Below are 26,630 nucleotides of genomic sequence, written 5' to 3'. Positions count from 1 at the left end.
GGGCGCGTGCTCGCGGGGGGGGGCGTGTTGCCGAGGGCCGTGCTCGCGGGGGGGGGCTGCCGGGGTGGCCGGCGGGGGGCTCCGGTGGGGGGCTCCGATGGGGCCGCCGGGGCGGGGGATCGGCGGCAGGGCGGGGTGGCCCGGCAGCGGTGTGGGATGGCCCTCGGCGGGGGTGCGGGGCGGGGGATCGGCAGGGCGGAGGCCCCCGGCGGGAGCGGGGTACGCCCGCAGGGCGTGGGCCGGGGGGCCTCGGCGGAGGGACAGCGCGGCTTCGGCAGCGGGGCGGGGACGCCTGCGGGGCAGGGGCCGGGTGGCCCCCGCGGGGCGGGGACGCCTGCGGAGCATGGGCGTGGGACACCTGTGGGGGGCGCCCGGCGGGGGCAGGGGTGCCTGCGGGGCGGGGGCCCGGTGGCCCCCGGCGGGGCGGGGACGCCTGGGGAGCATGGGCGTGGAACGCCCGGCGGGGCAGCTTTGGGGGGTGGGGGAGTTCAGCGGGGCTCCATCGATCCTCCAGACGGCGAAACCACCATCGGTACCCACAGGAGCGCAGGGCGAGCTGGGGGAGGGGCCGTGAGCGGAGGCGTGGGCGCGGCGGAGGGCCGTCGGGGTCTGCTCGACGGCGTCGTCGGGCAGGCGCGGCGGGCGCCGCGTGCGACGGCTCTGGTGTGGCGGGACGAGGAGATCAGTTACGGGTCACTGCTGGACCGCACGGCGCGGGAGCGGGCCCGCATCGCGGCACTGCCGGGCGACGAGCCGGTATCGGTGCCCGCCGTGAAGTCGCCCGCCACCATCGCCCTGGTCCTGGCCTGCCTGCTGGAGCGGCGGCCGGTGCTGTTGCCCGCCGCGACCCTCGGGCCGGACGCCCTGGACGAGCTGCACGAGCAGGCCGGCGTACGGGACGTGCTGCGGCCGTGCGACGACACCGGCGCGGAGGCCGGCGCGCCCTCGCCCCCCGCGCCGCCCACCGGCCGGCCGGCCCTGCTGCTGACCACGTCCGGTTCCACCGGGCTGCCGAAGATCGTCCCGCTGGACGCGGAGGCCATCGACGCCTTCACCGACTGGGCCGCCGGCGCCTTCGGCATCGGACCGGGCACCACCGTCCTCAACTACGCGCCGCTCAACTTCGACCTGTGCCTGCTCGACGTCTGGACCACCCTCGCCCACGGCGGCCGTGTCGTCCTCGTCGACCCCGACCACGCCCTGGACGGGGCGCGCCTGCTCGGCCTCCTCCAGCGGCACGAGGTGCACGTCGTCCAGGCCGTACCCATGTTCTTCCGGCTCCTCGCCGACGCGGCGGACGCCACCGGGACGGCCGCCCTGCCTGCCGTGCGGCACGCCATGTTCACCGGCGACGCCATCCCCGGGCCGCTGCTCGACCGGCTGCCCGCCCTGCTGCCAGGGGCCCGGCTCCACAACATCTACGGGTGCACCGAGACCAACGACAGCTACGTCCACGAGGTCGACACCCGCGACCCCGCCCCGCCGCCACTGCCCATCGGCGTCCCGCTGCCCGGCGTCGAGGCGCTCGTCGTCACGGCCGAGGGCGCGGTGCTGGAGGGGCCCGGCACGGGCGAACTGCTCGTCTCCACACCGTTCCAGACGCGCGGCTACCTTGGCGCCGCGGCCGGCAGGGAGGTCTTCGTACCGCATCCCGTGCGCGACGACGGCCGGCGCTACTTCCGCAGCGGCGACCTGGTGCGCCGGCACCCGGACGGCTCGCTGACCCTGGAGGGCCGCGCCGACCACCAGGTCAAGGTGCGCGGGGTGCGGGTCAACGCCCAGGAGGTGGAGCACGTCCTGCTCGGCCACCGCGATGTGACCGAGGCGGCCGTCCTGGCCCTGCCCGACCCGATCGCGGGGCGCCTGCTGCACGCGGTCGTGCGGCGCTCACCGGACTCGGGCCTCAACAGCCTGACGCTGCGCGGGCACCTCGCCCGCCGGCTGCCCCGGGCGGCGGTCCCCTCGGTGCTGCGCATCACCGACGACGCGCTGCCCCGGACCTCCACCGGCAAGGTCGACCGCGACCGGGTCGCTTCGGCCCACTTCACCAAGGAGAACTGACATGCAGTACGCCCAGGCCGTCAGGGAGTTCATCGTCGAGGAGTTCCTGCCGGACGTGGCCGCCCACGAGCTGGCCGACGACCACGACCTCATGGAGAACGGCATCATCGACAGCCTCGGGCTGCTCAAGGTGATCGCCTGGCTGGAGGACCGTTACGGGGTCGACACCGACGCCGTCGACCTCGACCCGGAGTCCTTCACCTCCGTCGCGGCCATCGCCGCGTTCCTCGCGGACGCGCCGCGCGAGCACGCGGGGGCCGCGTAGCCATGCACGAAGCCGTCGTCTCGCTCATCGGCCGGGACCGTCCGGTGGAGCTGCCGGTGTGGCGGTCGTTCTGGGACCGGCTCCACGCGGGGGACTTGCGCAGGGGCGAAGCCACGGCTCTGCTGGCCTCCCTGTCCACCCGGATGCCCGACCGGGTCACCCTGTGCGCGTTGCTGGACTCGCTGGCCGAGCGCCGTCCCGCCCGCCCGGCGGACGCGTTCGGGGATGCCGTCAACATCGTCGGCACCGGGGGCGGGCCGCGCACCTTCAACATCTCCACGGCCGCCGCGTTCGTGGCCGCGGCCATGGGCGTGCGGGTCGTCAAGACCGGTTCGCGGGCCTACACCAGCTCCTGCGGCTCCCTGGACCTGCTGGAGCGGCTGGGCATCGCGCCGACGACGTCGTACGAACAGACCCAGGAGGTGCTCCAGCGGTGCGGCATCGCCTTCGCCGGGTACTTCGTGTACCCGGCGGAGATCGCGCTGCTCGCGCGGGCCGTCGCCCCGCTGGACATGCGCCTGCTGGGCTCCTTCGTCAACACCCTCGGCCCCTTCCTGGCCGACATGCCGGTGCGCGCCCAGGTGACCGGGGTGTCCCGCCCCGAGGCGCTGGAAGCCCTGCGGTACGCCGCCGGGCACACCTCCCGCGCCACCGGCCGCACGGTGTGGCTGGCCGGCAACGACGCCGGCGCCGACGAGCTCCTCGCCTTCACCGCCAACCGGGTGCGGGCGTACGAGGACGGCGGCGAGGACGAGTTCACGCTCACGCCCGCCGCGCTCGGCCTGGGCGCCGGCCGCCTGGCGGACCTGGCGCAGGCCGAGGGCGGGGCGCGGGGCGCCGCCGAGCTGTTCCGGAACGTACTGGCCGGGCGCGGCGGCCCGGCGGCGACGCAGACGGTCTGCCTCAACGCCGCCGCCCTCGCGGTCGCCGGCCGGCTGACCGGTGACTGGCACCAGGCGCTGCGCGCCGCGCACGCCACGCTGCACGACGGCTCGGCCCTCGAACTGGTCGACCGGCTGCGGACGCTGGAGGCGGCCCATGCCTGAACGTCTCCTCACCGTCGCCCCCGTGTCGGGCTGCGTGCCCGGCCCACCACCTCTGTCGGGCCTCGCCCCGGCCGCCGTCCCGGGCGTGGCGGCCCTGTCCCTGGCGTCCTGCCGGAACGGGGCGGCGGGGGCGGGCGGTACGGGCGGGTCGGGCGGGCCGGGTACGGCCGCGTCGGGCGCCGCCGGTGCGGCGGGTGCGTCCGGTGCGTCGGGTGCGTCGGGTGCCGGTGACTCCGGTACGTCCGGTGCGGCGGGCGCGTCCGGTGCATCGGGCGCGGGGGCCGCCCGTGCCGCCTCGGGGGCCGCTGTGCGGGCGGCCTCCGGGGCGGGCGGCACCGGCAACGCGGACGGCACCGGCAACGCGGGCGGCACCGGCAACGCGGGCGGCACCGGCGACGCGGACGGCACCGGGGCGGACACCGGCGCCGGGGATGGCTTCTTCGCGCGGCGGCGGCCCGGCAGGCCCGGGCTCGCCGTGTTCGTGAACGCGGGCGATCCGCCGCTCGGCGCGCTGCCGGAGCTGGCCGCGATGCTGGACGACAGCGACGTCGACTGCCTCGAACTGGCCGTTCCGTTCCCCGACTCCGTCACCGACGGCCCCGTGATCCGCCGGTCCGCCGACCGGGCGCTGGCCGGCGGGGTCACCCTGGCCGCGGTCCTGGACGCGGTGGCCGCCGTACGGCCCACGCTGCGGCGGCTTCGGATCGCGCTGCTCGCCGACTGGAGCCACACCGTCAAGGGCACGGACCTGGGCGACTTCGCCCGCTCCGTCGCCGACGCCGGCTGCGACGGGCTGCTGCTGCACGGGCTGCCGCCCCGGCTGCGTACCGCCCACTACGAGGCCGCGCACCGGGCCGGGCTGCCCCTGGTCACCACCTGCTACGCCGTCTCGGACGCCGCGACCGCGGCCGAGGCGGCCCGCCACGCCTCCGCGTACCTGTACCTGGTCGCCCACTACGGCCGCAGCGGCACCACCGCCGCACCCGACCGGGAGCGGCTCGCCGCGGCCCTCGGAGGGCTGCGCGCCGCCACCCGCGCCCCGGTCGCCGTCGGCTTCGGCGTCCGTACCGGGGCCGACATCGCCGCCCTGGAGGCGCTCGGCGCGGACGCGGCGGTCGTCGGCAGCGCCGGCGTGGCCCGCCTCGAACAGGCCCTGGACCAGCGGCGCGACCCGGTGGAGGAGTTCGCCTCCTTCGTCGCGGAGCTGCGCCGCCCCACCGCCCCCCACCGTACGAACGAAGGGACCCCCTCATGATCGTCCGCAAGCTCGACAGCGTCCGCTGCGTCGACTGGGGCAACGGCCTCAGCCGCAGGTTCCTCACCGAGTCCGACGGCCTCGGCTACACCGTCACCGACACGATCGTGCGGGCCGGCACCAAGTCGCGGCTGGAGTACCGCCGCCACCTGGAGGCCTGCTACTGCATCGAGGGCAGCGGCGAGATCGTCGACATGGCCGGCACCTCCCACCCCATCACCCCCGGCACCCTCTACGCCCTCGACAAGCACGACGCGCACTGGCTGATCGCCGCCCCGGACGAGGACCTGCGCCTGGTGTGCATGTTCACCCCGGCGCTGCGCGGCGACGAGGTCCACAACCTCGACTCGGCCGAGTTCTCCCAGTACTGATGATCACGTGGACCGACGACCAGCAGCGGTTGCGCGACGGTCTGGCGCCGCTGCTGGACAAGCTCAGCGCAGGACACGTCGAGCGTGACGCCGAGGCCGCCTTCCCCCGCGAACAGTGGGACCTGCTGCGCGCCTCCGGCATCCTGGGCCTGCCCTTCGAGGAGCGTTGGGGCGGGCTCGGACAGGACCTGCTGACCACCATGTACGTCCTGGAGGGGCTGGGCCAGGGCTGCCGCGACGCGGGGCTGAACTTCTCCGTGTGCAGCCACCTGGTCAGCACCGGCGTCCCCGTGCACCGGTTCGGCTCGGCCGAGCTGAAGGAGCGCTACCTGCCGGGGCTGTGCTCGGGCGACCTGATCGGCGCCCATGCCATCAGCGAGCCCGACAGCGGCTCGGACGCGCTGGCGATGCGTACCCGCGCCGTGCGCGACGGCGACGACTTCGTCCTGAACGGCAGCAAGGCCTTCGTCAGCAACGGGCCGGTCGCCGACGTGGTCACCGTCTACGCCCGTACCAGCGACCGTCCCGGCCCGCTGAGCATCACCGCGTTCCTCGTCGACCGCGACACGCCCGGCCTGACCGTCGGGCGGCCGGTCGCCAAGATGGGGCTGCGCACCTCGCCGCTGTGCGAGCTGTTCTTCGACGACTGCCGCGTGCCCGCCTCCCGGGTCGTGGGCCGGCCCGGCGGCGGCTTCCTCGTCCTGGACCACGTGATGCGCTGGGAGATCCTGTGCTCCTTCGTCATCAACGCGGGGGAGATGCGCGACCGGGTGGAGCGCTGCGCCGAGTACGCGCGCACCCGCACCCAGTTCGGGCAGCCGATCGGCTCGTACCAGGCCGTGTCCCACAGAATCGTGGACATGGAGATCGGGGTGGAGACGGCCCGGCACTGGCTGTACTCCGCCGCCCGCAAGATGGCTGCGGGGGAGAACGTCACCCGGGACATCGCCATCGCCAAGCTCGTCACCAGCGAGGCCAACGTCGCCTCCGCGCTCGCCGCCGTCCAGATCTTCGGAGGCAACGGCTACATGGCCGAGTACGGCATCGAGAAGGAGCTGCGCAACTCGGTCGCCGGGACCATCTACTCCGGCACGTCCGAGATCCAGCGCAACCGCATCGCCTCGATGCTCGGCCTGTGATCAACCTACGACGGAAGCGGAACACTCCACCATGACCCTCCAGCCCGCCCTGGAAGCGACCGAGTTCATCGACCACGACAGCCCCGAGGTGCGCGACTTCGTCCGTCGCGCGCTGCCGGTGGGCGCCACCACCCCCACCGAGCGGGCCGTGGCCCTGTACTACGCCGTGCGCGACGGCATCCGCTACGAGGTGTACGGCGCCGACCTGTCCCGCGAGGGGCTGCGCGCCAGCCAGGTGGTGCGCACCGGCTCCGGCATGTGCCTGCACAAGTCGGTGCTGTACGCGGCCGGGCTGCGCTCGCTCGGCATCCCGGCGCGCCTGGTCCTGACCGACGTGCGCAACCACCTCGCCTCCGAGCGGCTGAAGGAGCTGCTCGGAGGGGACGTGTTCCACCAGCACGGGCTGACCTCAGTGCGGCTGGAGGGCCGCTGGGTGAAGGCGACGCCGGTCTTCAACAAGACGCTGTGCAAGCTGTACCGGATGGCGCCGCTGGACTTCGACGGCACCGCCGACAGCCTGCACCATCCCTTCGACCTGAAGGGGCGGCGGCAGATGGAGTTCCTGCGGACGCACGGCGAGTTCGACGACCTGCCCTACGAGTGGGTGATCGGCGACCTGCGCGCCGCGCACCCGAGGCTGTTCGAGGGCGAGGGGGACCGGTTCGCGGAGGGTTCCCTCGTCGGTGAGGCGGCGTAGTGCTGGTCAAGATCTGCGGTGCGACGACCGCCGCCGAGGTGCGGGGCGTCGCCGACGCCGGGGCGGACCTGGTCGGGCTGTGGCACGGGGTGCCCGGGGGCCGGGCGGACCTGTCCGCCGGGCGGTTGGCCGAGCTGTCGGCCGAGGCGCGGGCCACCGGGCGCCTGGAGGCGGTACTGGTCACCTTCGGCGCCGACGCCGAGGCGCTGGCTCGCCTCACGGGCGGCCAGGGCCCGTCCTGGATCCAGCTCCACGGCTACCAGCCGCCCGGCATGGTCCGCGCCCTGCGGGCGCTGGTCCCCGACGGCGTCCGCATCGTCAAGGTGCTGCACGTCGAGGGTGATTCGTGCGTGGAGGCACGGCTGATCGGCGCGTACGAGCGGGCCGGCACGGACGTCTTCCTGCTCGACGCGGTCGGCGCCGGCGGGCGGGTGGGCAGTACGGCGGTGAGCCTGGACGACGCCACGGTGACGGGGCTGGCCGACCGCATGGAACGGCCGTTCCTGCTCGCGGGCGGGCTGGGGGCGGGCAACCGGGACCGGTTCGGCGGGGCCGTCGCCCACCCCCGGTTCCTCGGCATCGACGTGGACTCCGCCGCCCGTGGCGAGGACGGGCTGCTCGCCCCGGCGCACGCGGCGGCGGTCACCCGCGCCTGGAGGGAGGCGTCATGACGTTCACCGACGCGCTGCTGTCGGCGCCACGCCCCGTGATCATGGAGGTCAAGCGGCGGGACGCGGACGGCACCGACCTGATGTGGCCACGTACGGTGCCCGAGGTCGTCGCCGCGTACGAGGAGGCCGGGGCGCCGTGCGTCTCGGTGGTCACCGGCCGGTGGTTCGGCGGCAGCGAGGAACTGCTGCGCGAGGTCGCCGCGCTCACCCGGCTGCCGCTGCTGCGCAAGGACTTCCTCACCAGCCGGCGCCAGCTCGAACGGAGCCGCGAACTGGGCGCCTCCGCCGTGCTGCTGACCGTGCGACTACTGCCCGCCGGGGTACTGGCGCGGCTGGTGGACCACGCCCTGGACCTCGGGCTGACCCCGTTCGTGGAGGTCGCCGACGCGGCCGAGGCGGCGGCGGTGCCGAGGGCGGCGCAGTGCGTGGTCGCCGTCAACAACAAGGACATCGCCACCCGTGAACGGCTGCCCGGTGACCTCGACCGCAGCGCGGCGCTGCTGCCGGCCGTGCGGGCCACCGGCACCCGCTGCGCGGTCAGCGCCAGCGGCATCACCGATCCCGCCGACGCGGCCCGGCTCCTGGAGGCGGGCTTCCACGGCCTGCTCATCGGTACGGGCCTGCTGCGCGCCCCGCACCCGGCGCACTGGTGCGCGGCCCTGGACGCCGCCCGTCGTACCCCGGCAGGCGCCCTGGACGCCCCCTGAGCGCCCCTGAGCGCCCCCTGCGTGCCCTTTGGGACGCCTCCAGAGCGCCTTTTGGAACGTCCCCTGAGCGCCGCCCTCAACGCGCCTCTGTACGCGCTGCTGAACGCCGTCCGGCCCGCCTTGACGGGCGGGCCGGGGGCTTGCGGGGCTTACCGGGGGTCGGATCAGGCGCGGCGCGGGCGGACGGTGGCGCGGCGGCCCCGAGCGGTGCGGCCCCAGGGCTTGTAGACCGAGATGACCGCGGCGGCCGTCAGCAGCACGAACAGCGCGGGCACGCTCCACACCAGGAAGTCGGCGGGCCAGCCCGGGCGCGGGGGAGCGCCGCCGGCCTCCGCCGTGTTCTCGGTGGCCTTCATGACGATCGGGTGGATGACGAACCACGCGAAGATCGTCATGAAGAGGGTGATGACCCACTTGGCGACGATCCACCAGTGCAGCAGCAGACCCCAGGCCGTGCCGCAGGACAGCACGATGCCGGAGATCGACGCGGCGATGCTGAACACCGTGACGCTGGTGTCGTCGAACACGTACATCGCGTAGTACACGCCCTTGGCGACCGCCGCGTCGTCGGTGGTGTAGCCCATGAGGGCCAGGACGGCCATGGACAGTGACAGGCCGACCCAGCCGACGGACGTGACGACGTGGATGGCCAGGGTCAGCTTGCGGCCCCGGCGGCTCAGTTCGAATCTCTTCTTCTTGCTCTTCTTGCGGTCGTCCTTGGGCGTGGTTTTTCCGGGCGCGGTGGTGGGAGCGGACAAAACGCTGCCTCGCCTTCGTGTCCTATGGGGAGTGGTAGCCGATCCGATGGTTCCCCCTTCCGCTTGAGGCGGGGTCGAGGCGGTCGACCGCCTCTCCGGGCATCCTCCAGCGGGGTTCCCGACGCTGGGCAGCACTTACTGGCCAACGAACTCGTGGAGCAGGCGTGACAGTTCTGGTGACAGGTGCAACAGGATCGGTCGGCCGTCATGTGGTCGAGCGGCTCGTGGCCGCGGGCGCCACGGTGCGGGCGCTGACCAGGAATCCGGCCACCGCCGGGCTGCCGGAGGGCGTGGACGTCCACGAGGGCGACCTCACCCGCCCCGACTCGCTGCGCGCCGCGCTGCGCGGGGTGGAGCGCCTCTACCTCTTCCCGGTCCCGGAGACGGCCCGCGAGGTCGTCGCGGCCGCCAAGGAGGCCGGGGTGAGCCGTATCGTCGTGCTGTCCTCGTCCTCCGTCCTGGACGAGTCGGGCGACAACCACAGCGGTGAGTACCACCGTGCCGTGGAGCGGGCCGTGGAGGAGTCCGGCATCGACTGGACGTTCGTGCGTCCCGACGAGTTCGCCACCAACGTCCTGTGGAAGTGGGGCCACTCGATCCGCGCCGAGGGCGTGGTGCGCGCCCCGTACGGCAACGCCCCGCGCGTCCTGATCCACGAGGCGGACGTCGCCGCCGTCGCGGTGACCGCGCTGCTCCAGGACGGGCACGCGGGCGAGGCGTACGTACTGACCGGGCCGGAGGCGATCACCCAGGCCGACCAGGTGCGGGCCATCTCCGGTGCGCTGGGGCGGGAGATCCGCTTCGAGGAGATCACCCCCGACCAGGCCCGTGAGCTGATGGGCCAGGCCATGCCGGCGCCGGTGGTGGAGATGGTGCTGGGCTACCTGGCCGACGCGGTGGTCAACCCGCCCGCCGTCGTGGACACCGTCGAGCGCGTCACCGGCGTGCCGGCCCGGACGTTCGCCCAGTGGGCGGCCGACCACGCCGCCGACTTCGCCCCCGTGTCCGAGGAGCTGGCCGCATGACCGCCGACGCCGGCATCCGTCCCGGAGGCGGCCCCGGGGCCGCCGGGACCGGTGCCGCCGCCGGGACCGGTGCCGCTCTCGATGGCGCGGCGGTCCGCATGACGGGCAGCGGCGAGCCCGAGGAGCGGCTCGTCACCGCACGCGAGGCGGTCCCTTCGCCGGGCCGCGGCAAGGTCGTGGTGCGCGTCGAGGCGGCGGGCGTGTCGTTCGCCGAGGTCCAGATGCTCCAGCACCTGCACCCCTTCCCGCCCCGGTTCCCCTTCGTGCCCGGGTACGACCTGGTGGGCCGGATCACCGAGGTCGGGGAGGGCGTCACCGGGTGGCGCGCCGGCGACCGGGTGGCGGCCATGCCCCGCTACGGCGCCTGGCAGGAGTACGTGGAGACGGCCGCCAAGGACCTGGCCCCGGTGCCCGAGGACCTGGACGCCGCCGAGGCGGTGGCGCTGGTCACCAACGGGGTGACCGCGTATCAGATGCTGGACCGGCTGACCGGCCTGGCCCCCGGCGACACCGTGCTGGTGCACGGCGCCAGCGGCGGCGTGGGCACGCTGCTGACCCAGCTCGCCGTCCACCGGGGCCTGAGGGTCATCGGCACGGCGTCGCCCGCCAAGCACGACGCCGTACGGGCGCTGGGTGCGGAGCCGCTCGACTACCGCACCCCCGACCTGCCGGCGGCGGTGCGCGTGCTGGCGCCGCAGGGCGTGGCCGCCGTCTTCGACCACATCGGCGGCCGGGGCCTGGACGCGGGCTGGGAGATGCTGGCCAAGGGCGGCACGCTGGTGTCGTTCGACTCCTCCGTGGCCGGCTACCGGCCGGGGCAGTGGTTCCGGCCGCACGTCCCGGCGCTGCTGCGCACGGGCCGGCGGTTCGTGGCGCGCCTGCTGGGGCTGACGGGCGGGCGGCGGATGACGATGTACTACGTCAAGCCGGGCGAGGCCTTCAACACCGCTCTGGGCGCCCTGTACGGGCTGCTGGCCGAGGGCGTGCTGAAGCCGGAGATCGCGGGCCGCCACCCGCTCGGCGGGGCCGCCGCCGCGCTGCGGGAGCTGCTGGACGGGCGCTCCGTCGGCAAGCACGTACTCCTTCCCTGACCTCCCACCACCGCAAAGGAACCCACCATGTCCACGACGCTGACCGAGCCGTCCGTCCAGTCCGACCAGTCCGCCGACCAGACCGTCCAGACCGTCCAGGAGCGCAACAAGCAGATCGCGCTGGACTGCGCCGCCGCCTGGAACCGCTGGGAGCTGGACGGCATCCTCAAGCACTGGGCGCCGGACATCCGGCACTTCTCCGAGGACCGTCCCGTCGACACCCAGCAGATGATCGGCGCGATGCGGGGCGGCCTCGCCGCCTTCCCCGACCTGCACCTGGACGTCAAGAGCGCCGTCTCCGAGGGCGACCGGGTGATCCTGCGGATCACCGTGACGGCGACCCACCTGGGCGAGTTCATGGGCAAGGCCCCGACCGGGAAGAAGGTCACCTGGTTCATGCTGGAGGAGCTGCGCTTCAACGACGCCGGCCAGATCATCGAGCACTACGACGTGTTCAACTACCTGCCGATGCTCAAGGAGCTGGGCTTCGTCCCCTCGGACGTGCTGTGAGCACCGCCGTCGCCCTCGCGGGGGAGCTGACCGAGGTCGCCGACGGGGTGTACGCCTTCGTGCAGCCCGACGGCGGCTGGTGCCTGAACAACGCGGGCCTGGTCGCCGGCGACGACGGCCGTGCCGTGCTCGTCGACACGGCGGCGACCGAGGCCCGGGCGCGGCGGCTTCGCGAGGAGGTGCTGCGCGTCGCGGGCGCGCCGCCGCGCACGCTGGTCAACACGCACTTCCACGGCGACCACACGTTCGGCAACCACCTCTTCCCCGAGGCCCTGGTCGTCGCGCACGAGCGGACGCGCTCCGACATGGCGGCCGCCGGGCTGCACCTGACCTCCCTGTGGCCGGACGTGTGCTGGGGCGACATCGAACTCGCCCTGCCCGAGGTCACCTTCCGCGACGCGCTCACCCTGCACGCCGGCGGGGTGCGGGTGGAGCTGCTGCACCTGGGCCCGGCCGCGCACACCACCAACGACACGGTGGTGTGGGTGCCCGAGCAGCGGGTGCTGTTCACCGGCGACCTGGTGATGTCGGGCGTGACGCCGTTCTGCGTGATGGGGTCCGTCAGCGGCTCCCTGGACGCCCTGGAGCGGATGCGCCGGCTGGACCCGCTGGTGGTCGTGCCCGGCCACGGGCCGGTCGGCGGCCCGGAGGTGCTCGACGCGAACGAGGCGTACTTCCGCTGGCTGCGCGGTCTCGCCCGGCAGGGCGTCGCGGACGGGGCGAGCCCGCTGGAGCTGGCCCGCGCCACCGGCCCCGGCCCCTTCGCGGGGCTGCTGGACGCCGAACGGCTGGTGCCCAACCTGCACCGGGCGTACGCGGAGGAGCGCGGCGCGGCGCCGGGGGAGGCGCTGGACATCCCGGCCCTGTTCCGGGAGATGACGGAGTACCACGGCGGGCTGCCCACCTGCCGCGCGTGACATCGCGCGGGACGCCCGGCCTCACCACACCGGGGCCGGGTGCCCGCGCGGTTCCCCGGGCGGAACGTCTCGCACGGTGTCGCGGGGTGACGCAGTCGGGACGGACTGCTGTCTGCCATCGGTGAACACCCCCTCGAGCGGGCGCAACGGTCATTACCGTCGAGTCGCATGACGACGGTCACCACCCGTACGGTCGAATACCCGGCCGACAACCTGACGATGATCGGACACCTCGCGCTCCCGGCCGGTGCCGAGCGCCGGCCCGCGGTCCTGATCGGACCCGAGGGGATGGGGCTCAGCGATGTCGAGCGCCGGCGGGCCGAGGCTCTGGCCGAGCTGGGGTACGTGGCGCTGGCCTTCGACCTCCACGGCGGACGCTATTTGGACGACCCGGAGGAGATGCTGGCCCGTTGCATGCCGCTGCTCGCCGATCCCGACCGCATGCGAGGAATCGGTCACGCCGCGCTGAATGTGTTGCGTGCCGAACCACGGGCCGACCCCGACCGGACCGCCGCCATCGGCTACGGCACCGGGGGCGCGGTCGCACTGGAACTCGGTCGCGATGGCGTCGACCTGCGCGCGATTGGGACGGTCAACGCGCTGACCACGGGCCGGCCGGGCGAGGCGGCACGCATTCGCTGCCCGGTATGGGCCGGGGTCGGGTCGGAAGACCCGATCATGCCGCCCGCGCAACGGGAGGCGTTCACCGCAGAGATGGAGGCCGCGGGCGTCGACTGGCGCCTCGTGGTCTACGGAGGAGCCCTTCACGCCTTCCACCACCCACCGGTCGACCACAGCACGCCTCCCGGCGTCGGCTACCACCCACGGCACGCACAGCGAGCCTGGCGGGACATCGTCGCCCTGCTCGCCGAGTGCCTGCCCGTCACGGATTGATCCGATCGGCTCCTGACACTCACTCCTGTCGGTCTCAGCGCCAACCGTTGTACCGATGTCCTCCGAGGCCGGTACAGGATCGTGGCCCCGAGCAGGACGGCGCGGGTCAGGCGCTGCGGGCCGGGGCCTCCAGGGAGTCGAGCCAGCACAGGAGGCGGGCGCCTTCGCGGGTCATGATGTCGGGGTCGCGCAAGGCGTTGGCCAGCAGCGACATGCCCTGGTAGGCGGAGACGAGGGTGACGGCGAGGTCGTCCGGGTCGGGCAGGCCCAGGGCGCGGAACTGGTGGCCGGCCCAGTCCAGCAGCCGCCGGATCACGACGCCCGCCTCCGCGTCGAGGAGGCCGTCGGCGCGCTTGTCGAGCTCGACGGCGAGGGTGCCGGTGGGGCACCCGTAGCGGGCGGCGGTGTCGCGCCGGCCGACCCAGGCCTCGATCAGGCCCTTGAGGCGCTCGCGCGGGTCGGGCAACCGGTCCAGCGCGCCGGTGAGTTCGTCCAGGTGCGCGCTGTGCTCGGACAACGCGGCCCGGACCAGGTCGTCCTTGGTCTTGAAGTAGTAGTAGACGTTCCCGACGGGGACGTCGGCCGCGCGTGCGATGTCGGCGAGGGTGGTGCGTTCGACGCCCTGTTCGTGCAGGACCCGTGCCGCCGCGGTGGTGAGGCGGCGGCGCTTGTCGGCTGCCCGCGCCCTGGGCTTCGGTGAGTCAGTCACCTGACCAACTGTAGATCTCCCTCCGGTCCCGTGCTACGGTCCTCTTCCAAGTAAGTTAGTCAACTAACTAACAAAGGAGCCTCCCCATGATCGCAGTGACGGGAGCCACCGGGAACGTCGGCCGTGAGCTGGTCCGCATCCTCGCCGGGGCCGGCGAGGCGGTGACCGCGGTCTCGCGCGGCGAGGCAGGTGAACTGCCCGCCGGCGTACGCCATGTACGGGCCGACCTCGCCGACCCCGACGGGCTGCGCCCCGCGCTCGACGGTGCCGACGCGCTGTTCCTGCTGGTGGCGGGCGACGACCCGCAGGGCGTCCTCGACGCCGCGAAGGCCGGCGGCGTCCGCCGGGTCGTCCTGGTCTCCTCCCTCGGCGTCGCCACTCGTCCAGAGGCCTACCGCCACCCCGCCGCCTTCGAGGCCGCGCTGCGCGGCTCCGGCCTCGAAGGCACCGTGCTGCGCTGCGGCGGACTGGACTCCAACGCCCTGGCCTGGGCCGGGTCGATCCGCGCCGAACGGCTGGCCGCCGCCCCGTTCGGCGACGTGGGCCTGCCGGTGGTCGACCCGGCGGACGTCGCCGAGGTGGCCGCCGCCGCACTGCGCGGACCCGGCCACGCCGGCGCCGTGTACGAGCTCACCGGCCCCGCCCCGGTCACCCCGCGCGAGCGCGCCGCGGCCATCGGCGCCGCCCTCGGCGAGCCGGTCCGATTCGTCGAGCAGACCCGCCAGGAGGCGCGCGAGCAGATGCTCGCGTTCATGCCCGAACCGGTGGTGGAGGGCACCCTCGCCATCCTCGGAGACCCGCTGCCGGCCGAGCGCCGGGTGAGCCCCGACGTCGAACGGGTCCTGGGCCGCGCGCCCCGGCCCTTCACGGACTGGGCCGCCCGCAACACCGACGCCTTCCGCTGACACCGCGACGGAAGGCGTCGGCGGCCCTTCCCCGGCAGGGGAGAGCCGCCGACCCGGTGGAGGAGTGCGTACGCGTCAGACGTCGATGCCCTTCAGGTACGTCGCGAACGTCTGGAGCCCCGGGTGCGCGGCGCGCAGCGCGGGGATGTCCGCGCGGTAGCCGTGCTCCTGGAACCACTCGAACATCAGGGCGATCTCCGGGGCGTTCGGGATGTACGGGTTGGCCGCCACCGCGTCGAGCGGCAGCTCCTCGAAGCGGGCCGGCAGGCCGCTGCGGGCGGCGAACGCCTCGGCGATCCCGGTGGCCGTCAGCTCGTCGCCCGCCAGCTCCACGGCCCGGCCCAGGTACTCCTGCGGGCGGTCGAAGGCCTCGGCGGCGAAGAAGCCGATGTCGTCCACGGCGATGAACTGCACCCGGGTGTCCGGCTTGAGCGCCAACTGCACCACCAGCGTGCCGTCGACGTTCTGCGGGCCGTGCGCGGCGAAGTTGTCCATGAAGAACGTCGGGCGCAGCACCGTCGTCGGCACGCCCAGCTCCTCCAGGTACCGCTCGATGTGCCGCTTGGAGTCGAAGTGCGGCACGCCGCTGTGGCGTTCGGCGCCGCCCACCGAGCTGTACACCACGTGCGCGACCCCGGTGGCCTTCGCCGCCCGGGCCACCGCGCGGCCCTGGCGGACCTCGCCGCCCAGGCCCTTGGGCGTCATGAAGTTCTGCACCGAGAAGACCCCGTGCACGCCCTCCATGGCCGCGCGCAGCGACGCCTCGTCGTCCAGGTCGCCGGTGACCAGCCGGACACCGGTCGCGGCGAGCGCGCGGGCCGCGTCGGACTCCGGGTCGCGCACCAGCGCCGCCGTGTCCCGGCCGCGCCGCACCAGTTCCCGCGCGGTGGCGCCGCCCTGGAGGCCGGTGGCACCGATCACCAGGACGGGGCCGTTCGCCCCGGTCGCCGTCGTGTCGTTCGTCATGTCGTTCGCCATGTCTGCTCTGCGCCTTTCCTCAGCCGAACAGCGCGGCGTTGGCGGCCGCCCAGGCACGGTACGGACGGGGGTCGCGGCCGGTCAGGTCCTTCACGGCCGTCGTGGGCGTGGCCCACGGCACCTGCGGGCTGTGCAGCGCGGCCACGTTGGTCACGGCCGCCGGGCGGTCGCCGGTGATGCCGGCGAAGACCTCGACGACCTCCTCCTGCGGCGCCACGGAGAAGCTCAAGCGCCGGCCCAGGACGTCGCTCAGGATGCGGGCCTGCTCCTCGGAGGTGAGGACCTCGCCGCCGGTCAGGACGTACGCCTTGCCGCGGTGGCCGTCCTGGGTGAGCGCGGCGACGGCGGCGGAGGCGATGTCGTACTCGTCGATCGGCGCGCCGGGGTTGTTGCCGATCCAGCAGCGCACGGAGTCGCTCTCGCGGACGGTCTTGATCCACCACGAGGTGTTGGCGTGGAACGGGCCGGGGCGCAGGAACGTGGTGGCGACGCCGGACTCGGTGATCGCCTCCTCGGCGGCCCGGTGCTCGTCGGCGATGCCGTGCGGCAGCGGGTGCAGGACGCTCGCCGAGGACAGGAACACGATGTGCTCGACGCCCGCCGTCGCGGCGGCGGCCTTGGCGATGTTGCGGGCCTCCCCGGCGACATCGCCGGAGAGCACCACCAGCGCCGAGGTGACGCCGGCGAACGCGGCGGCCAGCGACGCCGGGTCGGCCGGGCTGCCGGCCACGACCTCGACGCCCTCGGGCAGGTTCGCCTCCTCGGGCTTCCTGCTGAGCGCCCTGACCTGCCGGCCCTGGGCGGTGAGCTGCTCGACGGCCTCGCGGCCGACCTTGCCCGTGGCTCCGGTGACGAGAATCATGGTCAGGCCCTCCAGCCCTGCGGCTCCGGCCACGGCGAGCCGAGCTGACGGTACGTGCCCTGGTAGTCCGGCCAGTCGCGGTGGTCGCGGATCTTGCCGTCGACGAACCGGATGAGGTGGATCTGCTCACCGGAGAAGCGGCGGCCGGTCGGCGCCATGCCGACCAGGTCCCCGATGTGCCGGCCGTACAGGACGAGGTTCGCGCGGACCCAGTCGCCGCGCTCCTCCAGCAGCACCTCCTCCAGGTGCGCCTCCTCGGAGAAGGTCATGCGCAGCCACTTGACGGCCATCGCGAAGGAGTCAGGACCGCGCAGGTCCATGTGCTCCATCGTCGCCGGGTTGAGGTATTCCGGGTGGATGTATTCCGCGACATCCTCGGTTTTACCGGTGTTGTACGCCTCGATCATGCGGCGCACAGCAGCTATTTGGCTACTCATCGAATTCCCTCCACGGCGGCCTCCAAGGGCGGCGGCTACTGGCCGTATTCTGTGTGCGGACACCGGGGCCGGGCAAGGGAAGAATTCCCGACTCCTTTTGTTCTCCAGGCATTTGTGCGGCCGCCGTCCACCGATCCTCGATGAATCCTCCAGCTCCGCGCGTGGCGGGGGCCCCAGCATGTGGCACATGGACACGGACACAGCGACCTACAAGACGAAAGTCACCGCCGCCTTCAACGGGGCCGCGGCGACCTATGACCGGCTCGGGGTGGAATTCTTCACGCCGATGGGCGAGCGGCTGGTGGAATTCGCCGACCCGCGCCCCGGGCAGCGGCTCCTGGACGTCGGCTGCGGCCTGGGCGCCACCCTGCTGCCGGCCGCGCGGCTGGTGGGCCCCCAGGGCGGCGCGCTCGGCATCGACATCGCCGAGGCCATGATCGAGGAGGCCGGCCGCGAGGCGGCACGGCAGGGCATCGGCAACGTCGAACTGCGGGTGATGGACGGCGAGCACCCCGACCTGCCCGCCCGCTCCTTCGACCTGGTGCTCGGCAGCTACAGCGTCATCTTCCTGCCCGACGCCCGGGCCGCGCTCGCCCGCTACGCCGGGCTGCTGCGCGACGGCGGCCGGATCGCCTTCACCAGCCCGGTGTTCACCCGGGACACCTTCCCGTTCCTGCCGCCGCTGTTCACCGACCTGATCCCGATGTCCCTGCTGAGCCACCTGCCGGCCGCCTGGCACCCCGAGCAGCTCCAGCGGCAGCTCCACTCCTGGCTGGAGGACCCGGCGGACCTGACGGCCGCGCTGCGCACGGCCGGGTTCGACGACGTGCGGATCGCCGACGAGTCGGTGGACATGACGGCCCGCTCCGGCGAGGCGTGGGTCGACTGGTCGCACACCCAGGGCATGCGCCTGCTGTGGCAGCACCTGCCGGCCGACGAGGCGGCCGCCCTGCGCGCCCGGCTCATCACGGCGCTCGACGCGCTGCGCGGCGAGGACGGCCTGGTCCACATCGACGTCCCGGTCCGCTACGTTACGGCCACGGTCGCCCGCTGACGTACGTACGTCCATGGAGAAGGCCCCCGGGGTTCCCGGGGGCCTTCTCCATGGATCTCGCGTCGAGGTGACCTCGCGTCACGTCACGGACAGCGCGCCGTCCACCGCCAGGACCGTGCCGTTGGCGTAGGCGGCCTCAGGCCGCGTGAGCTGGACGATCCACCAGGCGATGTCCTCGGGCCGGCCGACCCTGCCCGAGGGGACCCTCTTGGCCATCTCGCCGAGGAACGCCTCGTACGCCTCCGGGGGCATCCCGGCGCGCACGCCGACGCCCGTGTCGACGATGCCCGGCGCGATGCCGACCGAGCGGATGCCGCGCGGGGCGAGCTCCACCGCCCAGGTACGGGTGAGGAAGTCCAGGGCGACCTTGGCCATGCCGTAGACGGAGTTCTCCGGCCACGCCCGGCGGCCCAGCGAGCCCGCCGAACTGACGTTGACGACCACTCCGCCGGTCGCCTCCAGGGCGTCCAGCGCCCGCTGGGTCAGGAACACCGGGGCGATCAGATTGGTGCCGAGCTGGGCGCGCACAGAGTCGCGGTCCAGGCCGTCGAGGGAGGCGAATCCGGTGACGGCCGCATTGTTCACCAGGACGTCGATCCGCCCGAATTCCCGCAGCGCGGTTTCGACGATGAGTTCCGGTGCGTCGTGGTCGTGAATGTCCGCCGCCAGGACGCGAATACGGTCATGACCGTCCGCGGTTTCCTTGAGCGTCGATTCACTGCGGCCGACGATGAGCACATGGGCGCCGCTTTCCGCGAATGCCCGGGCCGTCGCTGCTCCGATTCCCGTACCGCCACCGGTGACGATGACGGCCTTTTCGACAGAAGTTGTCACCGTGACCTCACGAGCACAGGGCGATGTTGACGCCACGGATGACGGCCTGCTCGGCGTCCGGCCCGAAGTCCTTGTCGCCGATGGTGAACGAGAGCTGCACGCGGGCGCTCAGGTCGCGGGTGGTGGCCGCGAAGGTGGCGTAGCCCGGGATGCCGGCGCCGTGGCCCCACAGGTCGAGGTCGTTGTCGTTCTCGAGCTTCATGATGCCCAGGCCGTAGCCGATGCCCATCGGCAGGTTCTCGATCATCTCGGGCGGCAGCGGGGTGGTCATCTCGGTGAACTCCGGCTCGTTCAGGAGCTTGCCGCTGAACAGCGCGGAGAAGAAGCGGTCGAGGTCCGCGGTGGTGGAGATGATCTCGCCCGCGCAGCCGGCCTCGGAGGGGTTCATCAGCGTGACGTCCACCGGCTCGCCGCCGATCTGCATGTAGCCGCGCGCGTGCGGCTCGGGGATGTTCGGGTCGTCGCCCGGCAGCACGGTCTCGTTCAGCCCGAGCGGCTCCAGGACCCGCTCGCGGATCTCGTCGCGGTACGAGCGGCCGGTCACCTTCTTGATGAGCAGGCCGACGATGAAGTAGTTGGTGTTGCAGTACGCGAACTTGGTGCCCGGCTCGAACTCCAGCGGCTTGGCGGCCGCGATGGCGATCAGGTCCTCGGGCTCGTAGTGCTTGTAGCGGTCGCGCAGGAAGCGGTCGCCCGGCTTCTGGAACGAGTCCATGTAGTTGTACAGGCCGCTGGTGTGCTGCATCAGGTTGCGGATGGTGATCTTCTCACCGTACGGCAGCAGACCCGGCAGGTAGCTCTCGACGCTGCGGTCGAGGTCGATCTTGCCCTCGGCGACGAGCTGGAGCACCACGACGGCCACGAACGGCTTGGTGATGCAGGAGATGCGGAAGCGGCCGTCGGCGGGAACGGGACGATCGGTGCCCAGCTCCGCGATGCCGGACGTCACCACGAAGGACTCGTCCCCCCGGGCGACCCGGAACTGCACGCCTGCGGCTCCGGCTTCGACGAGCCGGTCAGCGGCGCCCTGGACGGCCTGCTGAAGGGCCGAGACCTCCGGCCGGGCGATCGTCGTCTGCGTCATGTCGGGAAACCCCCATCGGGTGGCAGTCGGTGTGGCAGTCGTTTCTCTGGCAGAGGCTGACCGGCCGAGGTGGAGAGGCGGCCGGGCGCCGGTGGAGCGCCGCTCAGGCGGGGCGCTCGCGCTCAGGCGAGGTCGTCGCGGGTGACCGTGCGGGCGGAGACCCGCAGCTCGCCGCCGTCGCGCACCAGGACGTCCTCGCAGACGCACACGCGGTGCACCCGGGACTCGCCGCCGATCTGCGAGGCGTACACGATCGCGTAGGAGCGGACGTCCACCGCGCCGTCGGGCCGGGGGCGGACGTCGAGCATGCCGATGAAGTGGCGGTGGCGCTGGCCCGCCGCGGCGAGCTCGGCCGCGGCCCGGCTCGTCGCCGCGATCAGCCCGGCGTGGCCGCGCACCGGCTCGGGCAGGGTCGGCACGGCGAAGGTCGCGTCCTCGGTGAAGGTCCGCGCCCACTGCTCGGCCTCGCCGAGGTCGAGCAACTGCATCTGGTGCGCGTAGAACTGCTGGACCTCCGCGTGCAGGGAAGCGGACCAGGCGCCGGGGGCGGGGCTCTGGGCGAGCTCGGGTGCGAGCGTCATGACGTCTCCTTCGGTCGATTCGGCCGCCCGCCAGCCTGGGCGGGGCCGGTCGCACGCGGTTGGAAGATCCCTCAAGCCCCAATCCCGGCGCTCAATCCCGGCGCCCGGTACGGCCCTCCGGGTTATCACGCCGTGATAACCCCGGGCCCGTCGGCGGGCCGGCGGGGTTGAGCGCCCTTCCGCCGGACCTCAAGCGCCACGGGACACGGTCGGAGTCACCAAGGCGCTCCTGGAAGGAAACCGATGACGACAACGACGAAGCCCGTCGCGCTGATCACCGGCGGAACGAGTGGTATCGGCCTGGCCGTGGCCCGCGAACTGGGCCGCCGAGGCCACCAGGTCTTCCTGTGCGCGAGGACCGAGCAGCAGGTCAAGCAGACCGTGGAGGACCTCCGCGAGGAGGGCATCGACGCCGACGGCATCGCGGCCGACGTCCGGTCCCCCGAGTCGGTGACGAAGCTCGTCGCCGCCGCCGTCGAGGCGTACGGCCCGATCGGCATCCTGGTGAACAACGCCGGGCGCAGCGGTGGCGGTCCTACGGCCGACATCTCCGACGAGCTCTGGTACGACGTCATCGACACCAACCTCAACAGCGTGTTCCGGCTCACCCGCGAGGTGCTGAAGAAGGGCGGCATGAGCGACGCGCCCTACGGCCGGATCATCAACATCGCCTCGACCGCCGGCAAGCAGGGCGTCCTGCTGGGCGCCCCCTACAGCGCCTCCAAGCACGGCGTCGTCGGCTTCACCAAGGCGCTCGGCAAGGAACTGGCCCCCTCCGGCATCACGGTCAACGCCGTCTGCCCCGGCTACGTCGAGACGCCCATGGCCGAGCGCGTGCGCCAGGGCTACGCCGCCGCGTGGGACACCACGCAGGAGTACGTGCAGGAACAGTTCGAGGCGAAGATCCCGCTCGGCCGCTACTCGACCCCGGAGGAGGTCGCCGGGCTGGTCGGCTACCTGGCCACCGAGACGGCCGCCTCGATCACCGCGCAGGCGCTCAACGTCTGCGGCGGCCTCGGCAATTTCTGAGCCTCGGCCCCAGGGCTTCGAGCTTCGACCAAGAGAGAAGGGTAGTGAAGGTGTCGGCTGAACGGGTTCACCGCACATCGCACGACGTGGAGATCGCCGCACCGGCGGCGGTCGTCTACGGGTTCATCGCGGACACGGAGCGGTGGCCGCTGTTCTTCCCGCCGAACGTGCACGTGGAGCGGCTGGAGTTCGACGGGACCAGCGAGCGGCTGCGGATGTGGGCGACCGCCAACGGCGCGGTCAAGTCCTGGACGTCGCGCCGCACGCTGGACCCGGCCGCGCGGCGCATCGAGTTCCGCCAGGAGATCCCGGCCGCCCCGCTCACCGGGATGGGCGGCACCTGGATCGTCGAGGACCTGGGGGAGGGCTCCTCGCGGCTGACGCTGCTCCACGACTTCACGGTGGCGGACGACCGCCCCGAGGACGTCGAGTGGGTCAACCGGGCCACGGACACCAACAGCCGGGCGGAGCTCGGCCGTCTCAAGGGCCTGGCGGAGCGGTGGGGTCGGTTGGATGAGCTGGTGCTGTCCTTCGAGGACAGTGTGCGGGTCAATGGCCCCGCCGAGCTGGTGTACGACTTCCTCTACCGCGTCGGCGACTGGCCCGAACTCGTCCCCCACGTCTCCCGCCTGGACCTCACCGAGGACACCCCGGGCGTCCAGGTCATGGCCATGGACACCACCACCGCCGACGGCAGCACCCACACCACCGAATCCATCCGCGTCTGCTTCCCCCACGCCGGCCGCATCGTCTACAAACAGACCACCACCCCCGCACTCATGGACGCCCACACCGGCGAATGGACCGTCACCCCCGACGAAACCGGCGTCACCGTCACCAGCCAGCACAGCGTCGTCATCCGCGAAGACAACATCACCCGCATCCTCGGCCACGACGCCACCCTCGAACACACCCGCCGCTACATACGCCAAGCACTCGGCCGCAACTCCACCGCCACCCTCAACCTCGCCAAGCAGCACGCCGAGTCGGCCGCCGTCACCCGGTGACCTGACCGCTCGGCGAGGTTCACCCACAAGGGCCCCAGGAGGCACACGCCCCCTGGGGCCTTTGTCGTACCCGTCAACGACGAGCGACCGAAGCGACCCAAGCGACTGAACTCGGGACTCCTGTCGGCGTTCCCCAGTGGCGGGGTGCAGACGCACTGCACATCCGCTCCACGGTCGCTTGAGTCGCTTCGGTCGCTGACCCGGCCCGGAGAGCGTCGGTCGCTGCTCGGTCGCTGGGCCCGGAAGCGCCCCGCGAGGCGCAGCGACTGAAGAAGAGCGACCGAAGCGATTCTCGGTCGCTCGTGGGTCTCAAGAAAAAGCCCAGGTCAGAGGCGGTTGGTTGGCTGATCAGCGACTGAAGCGACCGAAGGTCCGGGTATATCAAGACATTCGCGCGTGCGCGTGTATGCGCGTGCGCGTCATATATAGAGGCCTTGAGTCGCTTCAGTCGCTGTTTTGGTTTGCGCAGGGCACCTGACGTGCTGTTTCTTGGAGCGACTGATGGAGCTACCGAAGGAACTCCAGTCGCTGGTGGTTCGTTGCTTCAGTCGCTGGCGGTTCCCACCCCGACACGACGGGGTGTTTCTTCCCCAGAGACCCCTGGGTCACCACAGCTTCGCTAATCTATGTTCGTCGTTGAGTCGCTTCGGTCGCTGATGGGGGATGCGCATGGCTCATGAGCTGTGGGTTTCGCGCAGCGACTCAGGGCAGTCCGACTCCTCGCCCGCGGTCGCTCCGCAGAACCTGGCCATCGCCAGGTGGTGTGCCAGCCGTGGCTGGCCGGTCCACCCGCTGGCCCCGGGACGCAAGACGCCCGCGGCCAACTGCGAGGCGTGCCGTCAGCCCGGCCACACCCACCAGGGATGCGCCTGCCTCCAGGCTGGTCGCTGGTGCCACGGATTTCACGCGGCCACTCTGGACTTCGCCCGTATCGAGCAGTGGTGGGCCCGCAGCCCGGGCCTCGGGGTCGGGGTCGCCTGCGGCCCGGCCAACCTGGTCGTCATCGACATCGACGCGCACGAGCAGCAGTTGCCCGACCGCGACCGGCTGCTGCCCGGCATCCCCATCCCCGGCGGCGTGAACCTGGTCGGACTGGCCAACGGCTTCCACATGCTCGGCGTGCTGGCCGCCCTGCGGGGCGCCACCAGCCCGGCGGACGACGACACCACCCTGCGTGTGCGCACGCCCTCCGGAGGCCTCCACGTGTGGTACCGCGCCCACAGCAGCCACCGCTGGCAGTGCTCCACCGGATCGGGCAGCGGCCGCGCCCTGGCCTGGCAGGTCGACGTCCGCGCCCACGGCGGGTACATCGTCGCCCCGGGCACCACCACCGCGGCCGGCACCTACACGCCCGTCGGCCCGGCACGCGAGCCCGCGCCCCTGCCCAACTGGCTGGCGCACGAACTGGACCGTACCGGGCACCTCCCGCCCGCCCACGTGCCCGCCCCGCGTCCCGTGCCGCCCAGGGCCCGCCAGGCGGTCATCGCGGCCGGCGGAGGCCGTAACGCGGCGGGCAGGGCCCTGGCCACCGTCCTGAGCGAGGTGGCGGCCTGCGCGGCCGTCCCCGAGGGCGCGGCCTTCTCCGCGAAGCTCAACCGCGCCGCCTACACGGCCGGAGGGCTGGTCGCTGCCGGGCACCTGACCGCCGACGACGCCGAACAGGCCCTGAGGGAAGCCGCCGAGCAGGCCCGCCCCGGACAGGAACGCCGCTACAGCGCCATCATCCGCAGCGGCCTGAACGCCGGTTCGCTGCGGCCGCTCTCCCCGGGGGGCCGCGCATGACCTCCCGCAACGACAACGCACTCTTCGACGCCCAGGCGGTCGCCGCGCAGATCCTCGCCCAGGTCCCCGCCCCGCTGCCCGCCCAGGGCGGCGAGTCCGGCGTCGGTCCCCCGCCCCCGCCCGGCGAGACGTCCCCCGGCGGCGAAGGTGCCGCCGGTGAGGCGACCGCCGCGGGTCTGCTGCCCGACACCCTCACCGACCGCGGCAACGCCAAGCTGTTCGTGAAGCTGTACGCCAACGACTACCGGCACGTTCCCGGCCTCGGCTGGTACCGCTGGGACAGCACCCGCTGGCAGATCGACGAGGACGACACCGTCATCTGGGCCGCCGGAGACCTGGCCGAGAGCATCGCCTCCACCGACCCGCGCGGCGTGTTCACCAGCTCGGCGCTCCAGCAGCACCGCCGCCGCGCCCTGAGCACCAGCGGCATGAACGCGATGCTCACCCAGGCCAAGGCCGCCCCCGGCATGGTGCTCAACGCCGCCCGCCTGGACGCCGACCCGTACGCCCTGTGCACCCCCGCCGGCATCGTCGACCTGCGCACCGGGCTGATCCGCACGCCCGACCCCAACAAGGACTTCCACTCCCGCTCCACCAGCGCGGCCCCGCAGCCCATGCCCACGCCGCGCTGGCACCGGTTCCTCACCGACACCTTCGGCGAGGACGCCGACGGCGCGGAGATGGTCGACTTCCTGCACCTGCTGCTGGGCTACTCGATCACGGGAGACGTCGGCGGGCAGGTCATGCCGTTCCTGTTCGGCTCCGGCAAGAACGGCAAGTCGGTCCTGCTGGACGTCCTGATGAAGCTGCTCGGCGACTACGCCGACGCGGCCCCGCCCGGGTTCCTGATGGCCCGCCCCTACGAGGGCCACCCCACCGACCTGGCCGAACTGCACGGCCGCCGGGTCATCGTGTGCAGCGAGGTGAAGCCGGGGGACAAGTTCGACGAGGCCCGCGTCAAGCTCCTGACCGGTGGCGACCGCATCAAGGCGCGCCGGATGCGGCAGGACTTCTTCAGCTTCGAGCCGACGCACAAGCTGTGGCTGCTGGGCAACCACCGCCCGGAGGTCGGCACGGGCGGCTTCGCGTTCTGGCGCCGTATGCGGCTGATCCCGTTCGAGCGGGTCGTCTCCGACGACCGCAAGATCGACAACCTGGCGGACATCCTGGTGACCGAGGAGGGCCCGGGGATCCTCAACTGGCTCATAGAGGGGGCCCGCCGCTACCTGGCCGGCGAGAAGGACCTCACAGGCCCCGAGCGGGTCCGGATCGCCACCACCGCGTACGCCGAGACCGAGGACCACACCGGGCGGTTCATCAGCGAATCCTGCCGAATCGACCCGGAGCTGCGCGCGGAACAGGCAGCGCTCTACGCGGCGTACAAGAGCTGGTGTCACAATGAGGGGGCACCGCCCATCTCGTCCCGTGCCTTCGCGGCCAGGGTCCGCGAAGCGGTGGGGCTGGCGTCGCCGAAGGAGATGATCCTGTCCAACCAGCGGAAGTACTACCCGGGCATCGGACTGCTCGCTGACCAGGAGACGGCATGAGCGCCCTCATCGCAGAGGACGAGATCATCCACGAGGTCGACCTCATCTGGCTTGAGGACATCGCCGACCTCGACTACGTACGACAGAGCCTCGACCGGCTGCCGACCCGTCGGGGGAAGCCCGCCTACCACCGCGACGGCCGCATGGTCGGGTACGCGCTGCTGGGTCCGGGCGCCAAGCCGTCGCGTTCGTCCGGCACGTTCCGTCGCCGGGTCTTCTGGCTGCTTCCGCACGACCGCGACAGCGAACCCGACGGTCTGTACGCCACCGGAGCCCCCGCCGAGGCGGTGGACCCGCGCACGCTCGCGCCGGGCAGCAAGGGCCGCAAGACGGCCCGCTCCGAGGGCGGTCCTCCATCGTCGGCGATGCGTGAACTGGGCATAACCCTGCCGCTGTGAGCAACAGGAATCCCGG

29 protein-coding genes are annotated in these 26,630 nt (G+C 72.9%); 21 read left to right on the top strand and 8 right to left on the bottom strand.

Translation table 11 applies throughout. From position 1 onward, the window contains the following. Positions 1 to 570: 570 nt before the first annotated feature. Genes ACZ46W_RS32810 through ACZ46W_RS32770 form a run of 9 tightly spaced genes read left to right on the top strand, consistent with a single transcriptional unit; the run spans position 571 to position 8,212 of the window. A complete protein-coding gene (locus tag ACZ46W_RS32810; RefSeq protein ID WP_468345560.1) occupies positions 571 to 2,061 on the top strand; it encodes an AMP-binding protein in 1,491 nt (496 codons plus the stop codon). 1 nt (position 2,062) lies between these two features. Next, entirely contained in the window at positions 2,063 to 2,326 is a 264-nt protein-coding gene (locus ACZ46W_RS32805; protein ID WP_366132280.1) for an acyl carrier protein, read from the top strand. A gap of 2 nt (positions 2,327 to 2,328) precedes the next feature. Continuing rightward, the gene (locus ACZ46W_RS32800; RefSeq protein ID WP_468345558.1) at positions 2,329 to 3,372 is read left to right on the top strand and encodes an anthranilate phosphoribosyltransferase; all 1,044 of its coding nucleotides are present in this window, start codon (positions 2,329 to 2,331) and stop codon (positions 3,370 to 3,372) included. After that, complete coding sequence (trpA, locus tag ACZ46W_RS32795; RefSeq protein WP_468345556.1) at positions 3,365 to 4,627, top strand: tryptophan synthase subunit alpha; 1,263 nt, start codon at positions 3,365 to 3,367, stop codon at positions 4,625 to 4,627. The genes ACZ46W_RS32800 and trpA overlap by 8 nt, the downstream gene beginning before the upstream one ends. Further along, complete coding sequence (locus tag ACZ46W_RS32790; protein ID WP_468345554.1) at positions 4,624 to 4,998, top strand: ectoine synthase; 375 nt, start codon at positions 4,624 to 4,626, stop codon at positions 4,996 to 4,998. Before trpA ends, ACZ46W_RS32790 begins: the two co-directional genes overlap by 4 nt. Next, positions 4,998 to 6,137, top strand: coding sequence for an acyl-CoA dehydrogenase family protein (locus ACZ46W_RS32785; RefSeq protein WP_468345552.1), 1,140 nt, complete (start codon positions 4,998 to 5,000; stop codon positions 6,135 to 6,137). The genes ACZ46W_RS32790 and ACZ46W_RS32785 overlap by 1 nt, the downstream gene beginning before the upstream one ends. 31 nt (positions 6,138 to 6,168) lie before the next feature. Then, positions 6,169 to 6,834 (top strand): transglutaminase-like domain-containing protein, encoded by a 666-nt coding sequence (locus ACZ46W_RS32780; protein ID WP_468345550.1) that lies wholly within the window; start codon positions 6,169 to 6,171, stop codon positions 6,832 to 6,834. Beyond that, entirely contained in the window at positions 6,834 to 7,505 is a 672-nt protein-coding gene (locus ACZ46W_RS32775) for a phosphoribosylanthranilate isomerase (protein ID WP_468345549.1), read from the top strand. The genes ACZ46W_RS32780 and ACZ46W_RS32775 overlap by 1 nt, the downstream gene beginning before the upstream one ends. Beyond that, positions 7,502 to 8,212, top strand: a complete 711-nt coding sequence (locus tag ACZ46W_RS32770; protein ID WP_468345548.1) for a beta/alpha barrel domain-containing protein — start codon at positions 7,502 to 7,504, stop codon at positions 8,210 to 8,212. The genes ACZ46W_RS32775 and ACZ46W_RS32770 overlap by 4 nt, the downstream gene beginning before the upstream one ends. Before the next feature lie 164 nt (positions 8,213 to 8,376). Here the strand turns inward: ACZ46W_RS32770 and ACZ46W_RS32765 are convergent, their stop codons facing one another. Then, positions 8,377 to 8,970: a DUF2269 domain-containing protein gene (locus tag ACZ46W_RS32765; protein WP_468345547.1), complete on the bottom strand. Its 594-nt coding sequence runs from the start codon at positions 8,968 to 8,970 to the stop codon at positions 8,377 to 8,379. Between the two features lie 164 nt (positions 8,971 to 9,134). Here ACZ46W_RS32765 and ACZ46W_RS32760 point away from each other — a divergent pair, with 164 nt between their 5' ends. The 5 genes from ACZ46W_RS32760 (at position 9,135) to ACZ46W_RS32740 (ending at position 13,407) form a co-directional block, all read left to right on the top strand. Further along, positions 9,135 to 9,995 (top strand): NAD(P)H-binding protein, encoded by an 861-nt coding sequence (locus ACZ46W_RS32760; RefSeq protein WP_468345546.1) that lies wholly within the window; start codon positions 9,135 to 9,137, stop codon positions 9,993 to 9,995. After that, positions 9,992 to 11,086, top strand: coding sequence for an alcohol dehydrogenase catalytic domain-containing protein (locus ACZ46W_RS32755; protein WP_468345545.1), 1,095 nt, complete (start codon positions 9,992 to 9,994; stop codon positions 11,084 to 11,086). The genes ACZ46W_RS32760 and ACZ46W_RS32755 overlap by 4 nt, the downstream gene beginning before the upstream one ends. A gap of 27 nt (positions 11,087 to 11,113) precedes the next feature. Continuing rightward, positions 11,114 to 11,596 (top strand): ester cyclase, encoded by a 483-nt coding sequence (locus tag ACZ46W_RS32750; RefSeq protein WP_468345544.1) that lies wholly within the window; start codon positions 11,114 to 11,116, stop codon positions 11,594 to 11,596. Then, positions 11,593 to 12,513 carry an MBL fold metallo-hydrolase gene (locus tag ACZ46W_RS32745; RefSeq protein ID WP_468345543.1) on the top strand — a complete coding sequence of 307 codons (921 nt, stop codon included), beginning with the start codon at positions 11,593 to 11,595 and terminating at the stop codon, positions 12,511 to 12,513. The genes ACZ46W_RS32750 and ACZ46W_RS32745 overlap by 4 nt, the downstream gene beginning before the upstream one ends. A gap of 168 nt (positions 12,514 to 12,681) precedes the next feature. Further along, a complete protein-coding gene (locus ACZ46W_RS32740; RefSeq protein ID WP_468345542.1) occupies positions 12,682 to 13,407 on the top strand; it encodes a dienelactone hydrolase family protein in 726 nt (241 codons plus the stop codon). A gap of 106 nt (positions 13,408 to 13,513) precedes the next feature. Here the strand turns inward: ACZ46W_RS32740 and ACZ46W_RS32735 are convergent, their stop codons facing one another. Then, entirely contained in the window at positions 13,514 to 14,116 is a 603-nt protein-coding gene (locus tag ACZ46W_RS32735) for a TetR/AcrR family transcriptional regulator (RefSeq protein ID WP_468345541.1), read from the bottom strand. An 86-nt stretch (positions 14,117 to 14,202) separates the two neighbouring features. On the opposite strand from ACZ46W_RS32735, the gene ACZ46W_RS32730 reads away from it, so the two are divergent. Next, positions 14,203 to 15,021 (top strand): SDR family oxidoreductase, encoded by an 819-nt coding sequence (locus ACZ46W_RS32730; RefSeq protein WP_468345540.1) that lies wholly within the window; start codon positions 14,203 to 14,205, stop codon positions 15,019 to 15,021. A 75-nt stretch (positions 15,022 to 15,096) separates the two neighbouring features. On the opposite strand, the gene ACZ46W_RS32725 is transcribed toward ACZ46W_RS32730, so the two are convergent. From ACZ46W_RS32725 to ACZ46W_RS32715, 3 genes are read right to left on the bottom strand one after another with little or no spacing between them, the layout of a single operon-like run. Continuing rightward, positions 15,097 to 15,999 carry an NmrA/HSCARG family protein gene (locus tag ACZ46W_RS32725; protein WP_468345538.1) on the bottom strand — a complete coding sequence of 301 codons (903 nt, stop codon included), beginning with the start codon at positions 15,997 to 15,999 and terminating at the stop codon, positions 15,097 to 15,099. Positions 16,000 to 16,018: 19 nt separating this feature from the next. Further along, positions 16,019 to 16,894 (bottom strand): SDR family oxidoreductase, encoded by an 876-nt coding sequence (locus tag ACZ46W_RS32720; protein ID WP_468345536.1) that lies wholly within the window; start codon positions 16,892 to 16,894, stop codon positions 16,019 to 16,021. Further along, on the bottom strand, positions 16,864 to 17,298 hold the full coding sequence (locus ACZ46W_RS32715) for an ester cyclase (RefSeq protein ID WP_366132260.1): 435 nt from the start codon (positions 17,296 to 17,298) through the stop codon (positions 16,864 to 16,866). The genes ACZ46W_RS32720 and ACZ46W_RS32715 overlap by 31 nt, the downstream gene beginning before the upstream one ends. Positions 17,299 to 17,485: 187 nt before the next feature. On the opposite strand from ACZ46W_RS32715, the gene ACZ46W_RS32710 reads away from it, so the two are divergent. Beyond that, positions 17,486 to 18,352 (top strand): class I SAM-dependent methyltransferase, encoded by an 867-nt coding sequence (locus ACZ46W_RS32710; RefSeq protein WP_468345533.1) that lies wholly within the window; start codon positions 17,486 to 17,488, stop codon positions 18,350 to 18,352. A gap of 78 nt (positions 18,353 to 18,430) precedes the next feature. Here the strand turns inward: ACZ46W_RS32710 and ACZ46W_RS32705 are convergent, their stop codons facing one another. The 3 genes from ACZ46W_RS32705 to ACZ46W_RS32695 form a co-directional block, all read right to left on the bottom strand. Further along, positions 18,431 to 19,186, bottom strand: a complete 756-nt coding sequence (locus ACZ46W_RS32705) for an SDR family NAD(P)-dependent oxidoreductase (RefSeq protein WP_468345531.1) — start codon at positions 19,184 to 19,186, stop codon at positions 18,431 to 18,433. A 7-nt stretch (positions 19,187 to 19,193) separates the two neighbouring features. Then, positions 19,194 to 20,270 (bottom strand): serine hydrolase domain-containing protein, encoded by a 1,077-nt coding sequence (locus tag ACZ46W_RS32700; RefSeq protein ID WP_366132257.1) that lies wholly within the window; start codon positions 20,268 to 20,270, stop codon positions 19,194 to 19,196. A 122-nt stretch (positions 20,271 to 20,392) separates the two neighbouring features. Then, a complete protein-coding gene (locus tag ACZ46W_RS32695; protein WP_468345529.1) occupies positions 20,393 to 20,851 on the bottom strand; it encodes a nuclear transport factor 2 family protein in 459 nt (152 codons plus the stop codon). 243 nt (positions 20,852 to 21,094) lie between these two features. Between ACZ46W_RS32695 and fabG the strand changes: the two genes are divergently transcribed. From fabG to ACZ46W_RS32670, 5 genes are all read left to right on the top strand, one after another. Next, positions 21,095 to 21,880 carry a 3-oxoacyl-ACP reductase FabG gene (gene fabG, locus ACZ46W_RS32690; RefSeq protein WP_366132255.1) on the top strand — a complete coding sequence of 262 codons (786 nt, stop codon included), beginning with the start codon at positions 21,095 to 21,097 and terminating at the stop codon, positions 21,878 to 21,880. A gap of 50 nt (positions 21,881 to 21,930) precedes the next feature. Continuing rightward, positions 21,931 to 22,887, top strand: a complete 957-nt coding sequence (locus tag ACZ46W_RS32685) for an aromatase/cyclase (RefSeq protein ID WP_468345526.1) — start codon at positions 21,931 to 21,933, stop codon at positions 22,885 to 22,887. Between the two features lie 669 nt (positions 22,888 to 23,556). Beyond that, positions 23,557 to 24,669 carry a bifunctional DNA primase/polymerase gene (locus tag ACZ46W_RS32680; protein ID WP_468345524.1) on the top strand — a complete coding sequence of 371 codons (1,113 nt, stop codon included), beginning with the start codon at positions 23,557 to 23,559 and terminating at the stop codon, positions 24,667 to 24,669. Further along, entirely contained in the window at positions 24,666 to 26,216 is a 1,551-nt protein-coding gene (locus ACZ46W_RS32675; protein ID WP_468345522.1) for a DNA primase family protein, read from the top strand. The genes ACZ46W_RS32680 and ACZ46W_RS32675 overlap by 4 nt, the downstream gene beginning before the upstream one ends. After that, the gene (locus ACZ46W_RS32670) at positions 26,213 to 26,614 is read left to right on the top strand and encodes a DUF6009 family protein (protein WP_366132394.1); all 402 of its coding nucleotides are present in this window, start codon (positions 26,213 to 26,215) and stop codon (positions 26,612 to 26,614) included. Before ACZ46W_RS32675 ends, ACZ46W_RS32670 begins: the two co-directional genes overlap by 4 nt. The last annotated feature ends 16 nt before the right edge of the window (positions 26,615 to 26,630 follow it).

Source organism: Streptomyces sp. NPDC031064 (assembly GCF_055570965.1).
Note: the sequence above shows the minus strand (reverse complement) of the source record. Positions and strands in the feature narration are given on the sequence as shown.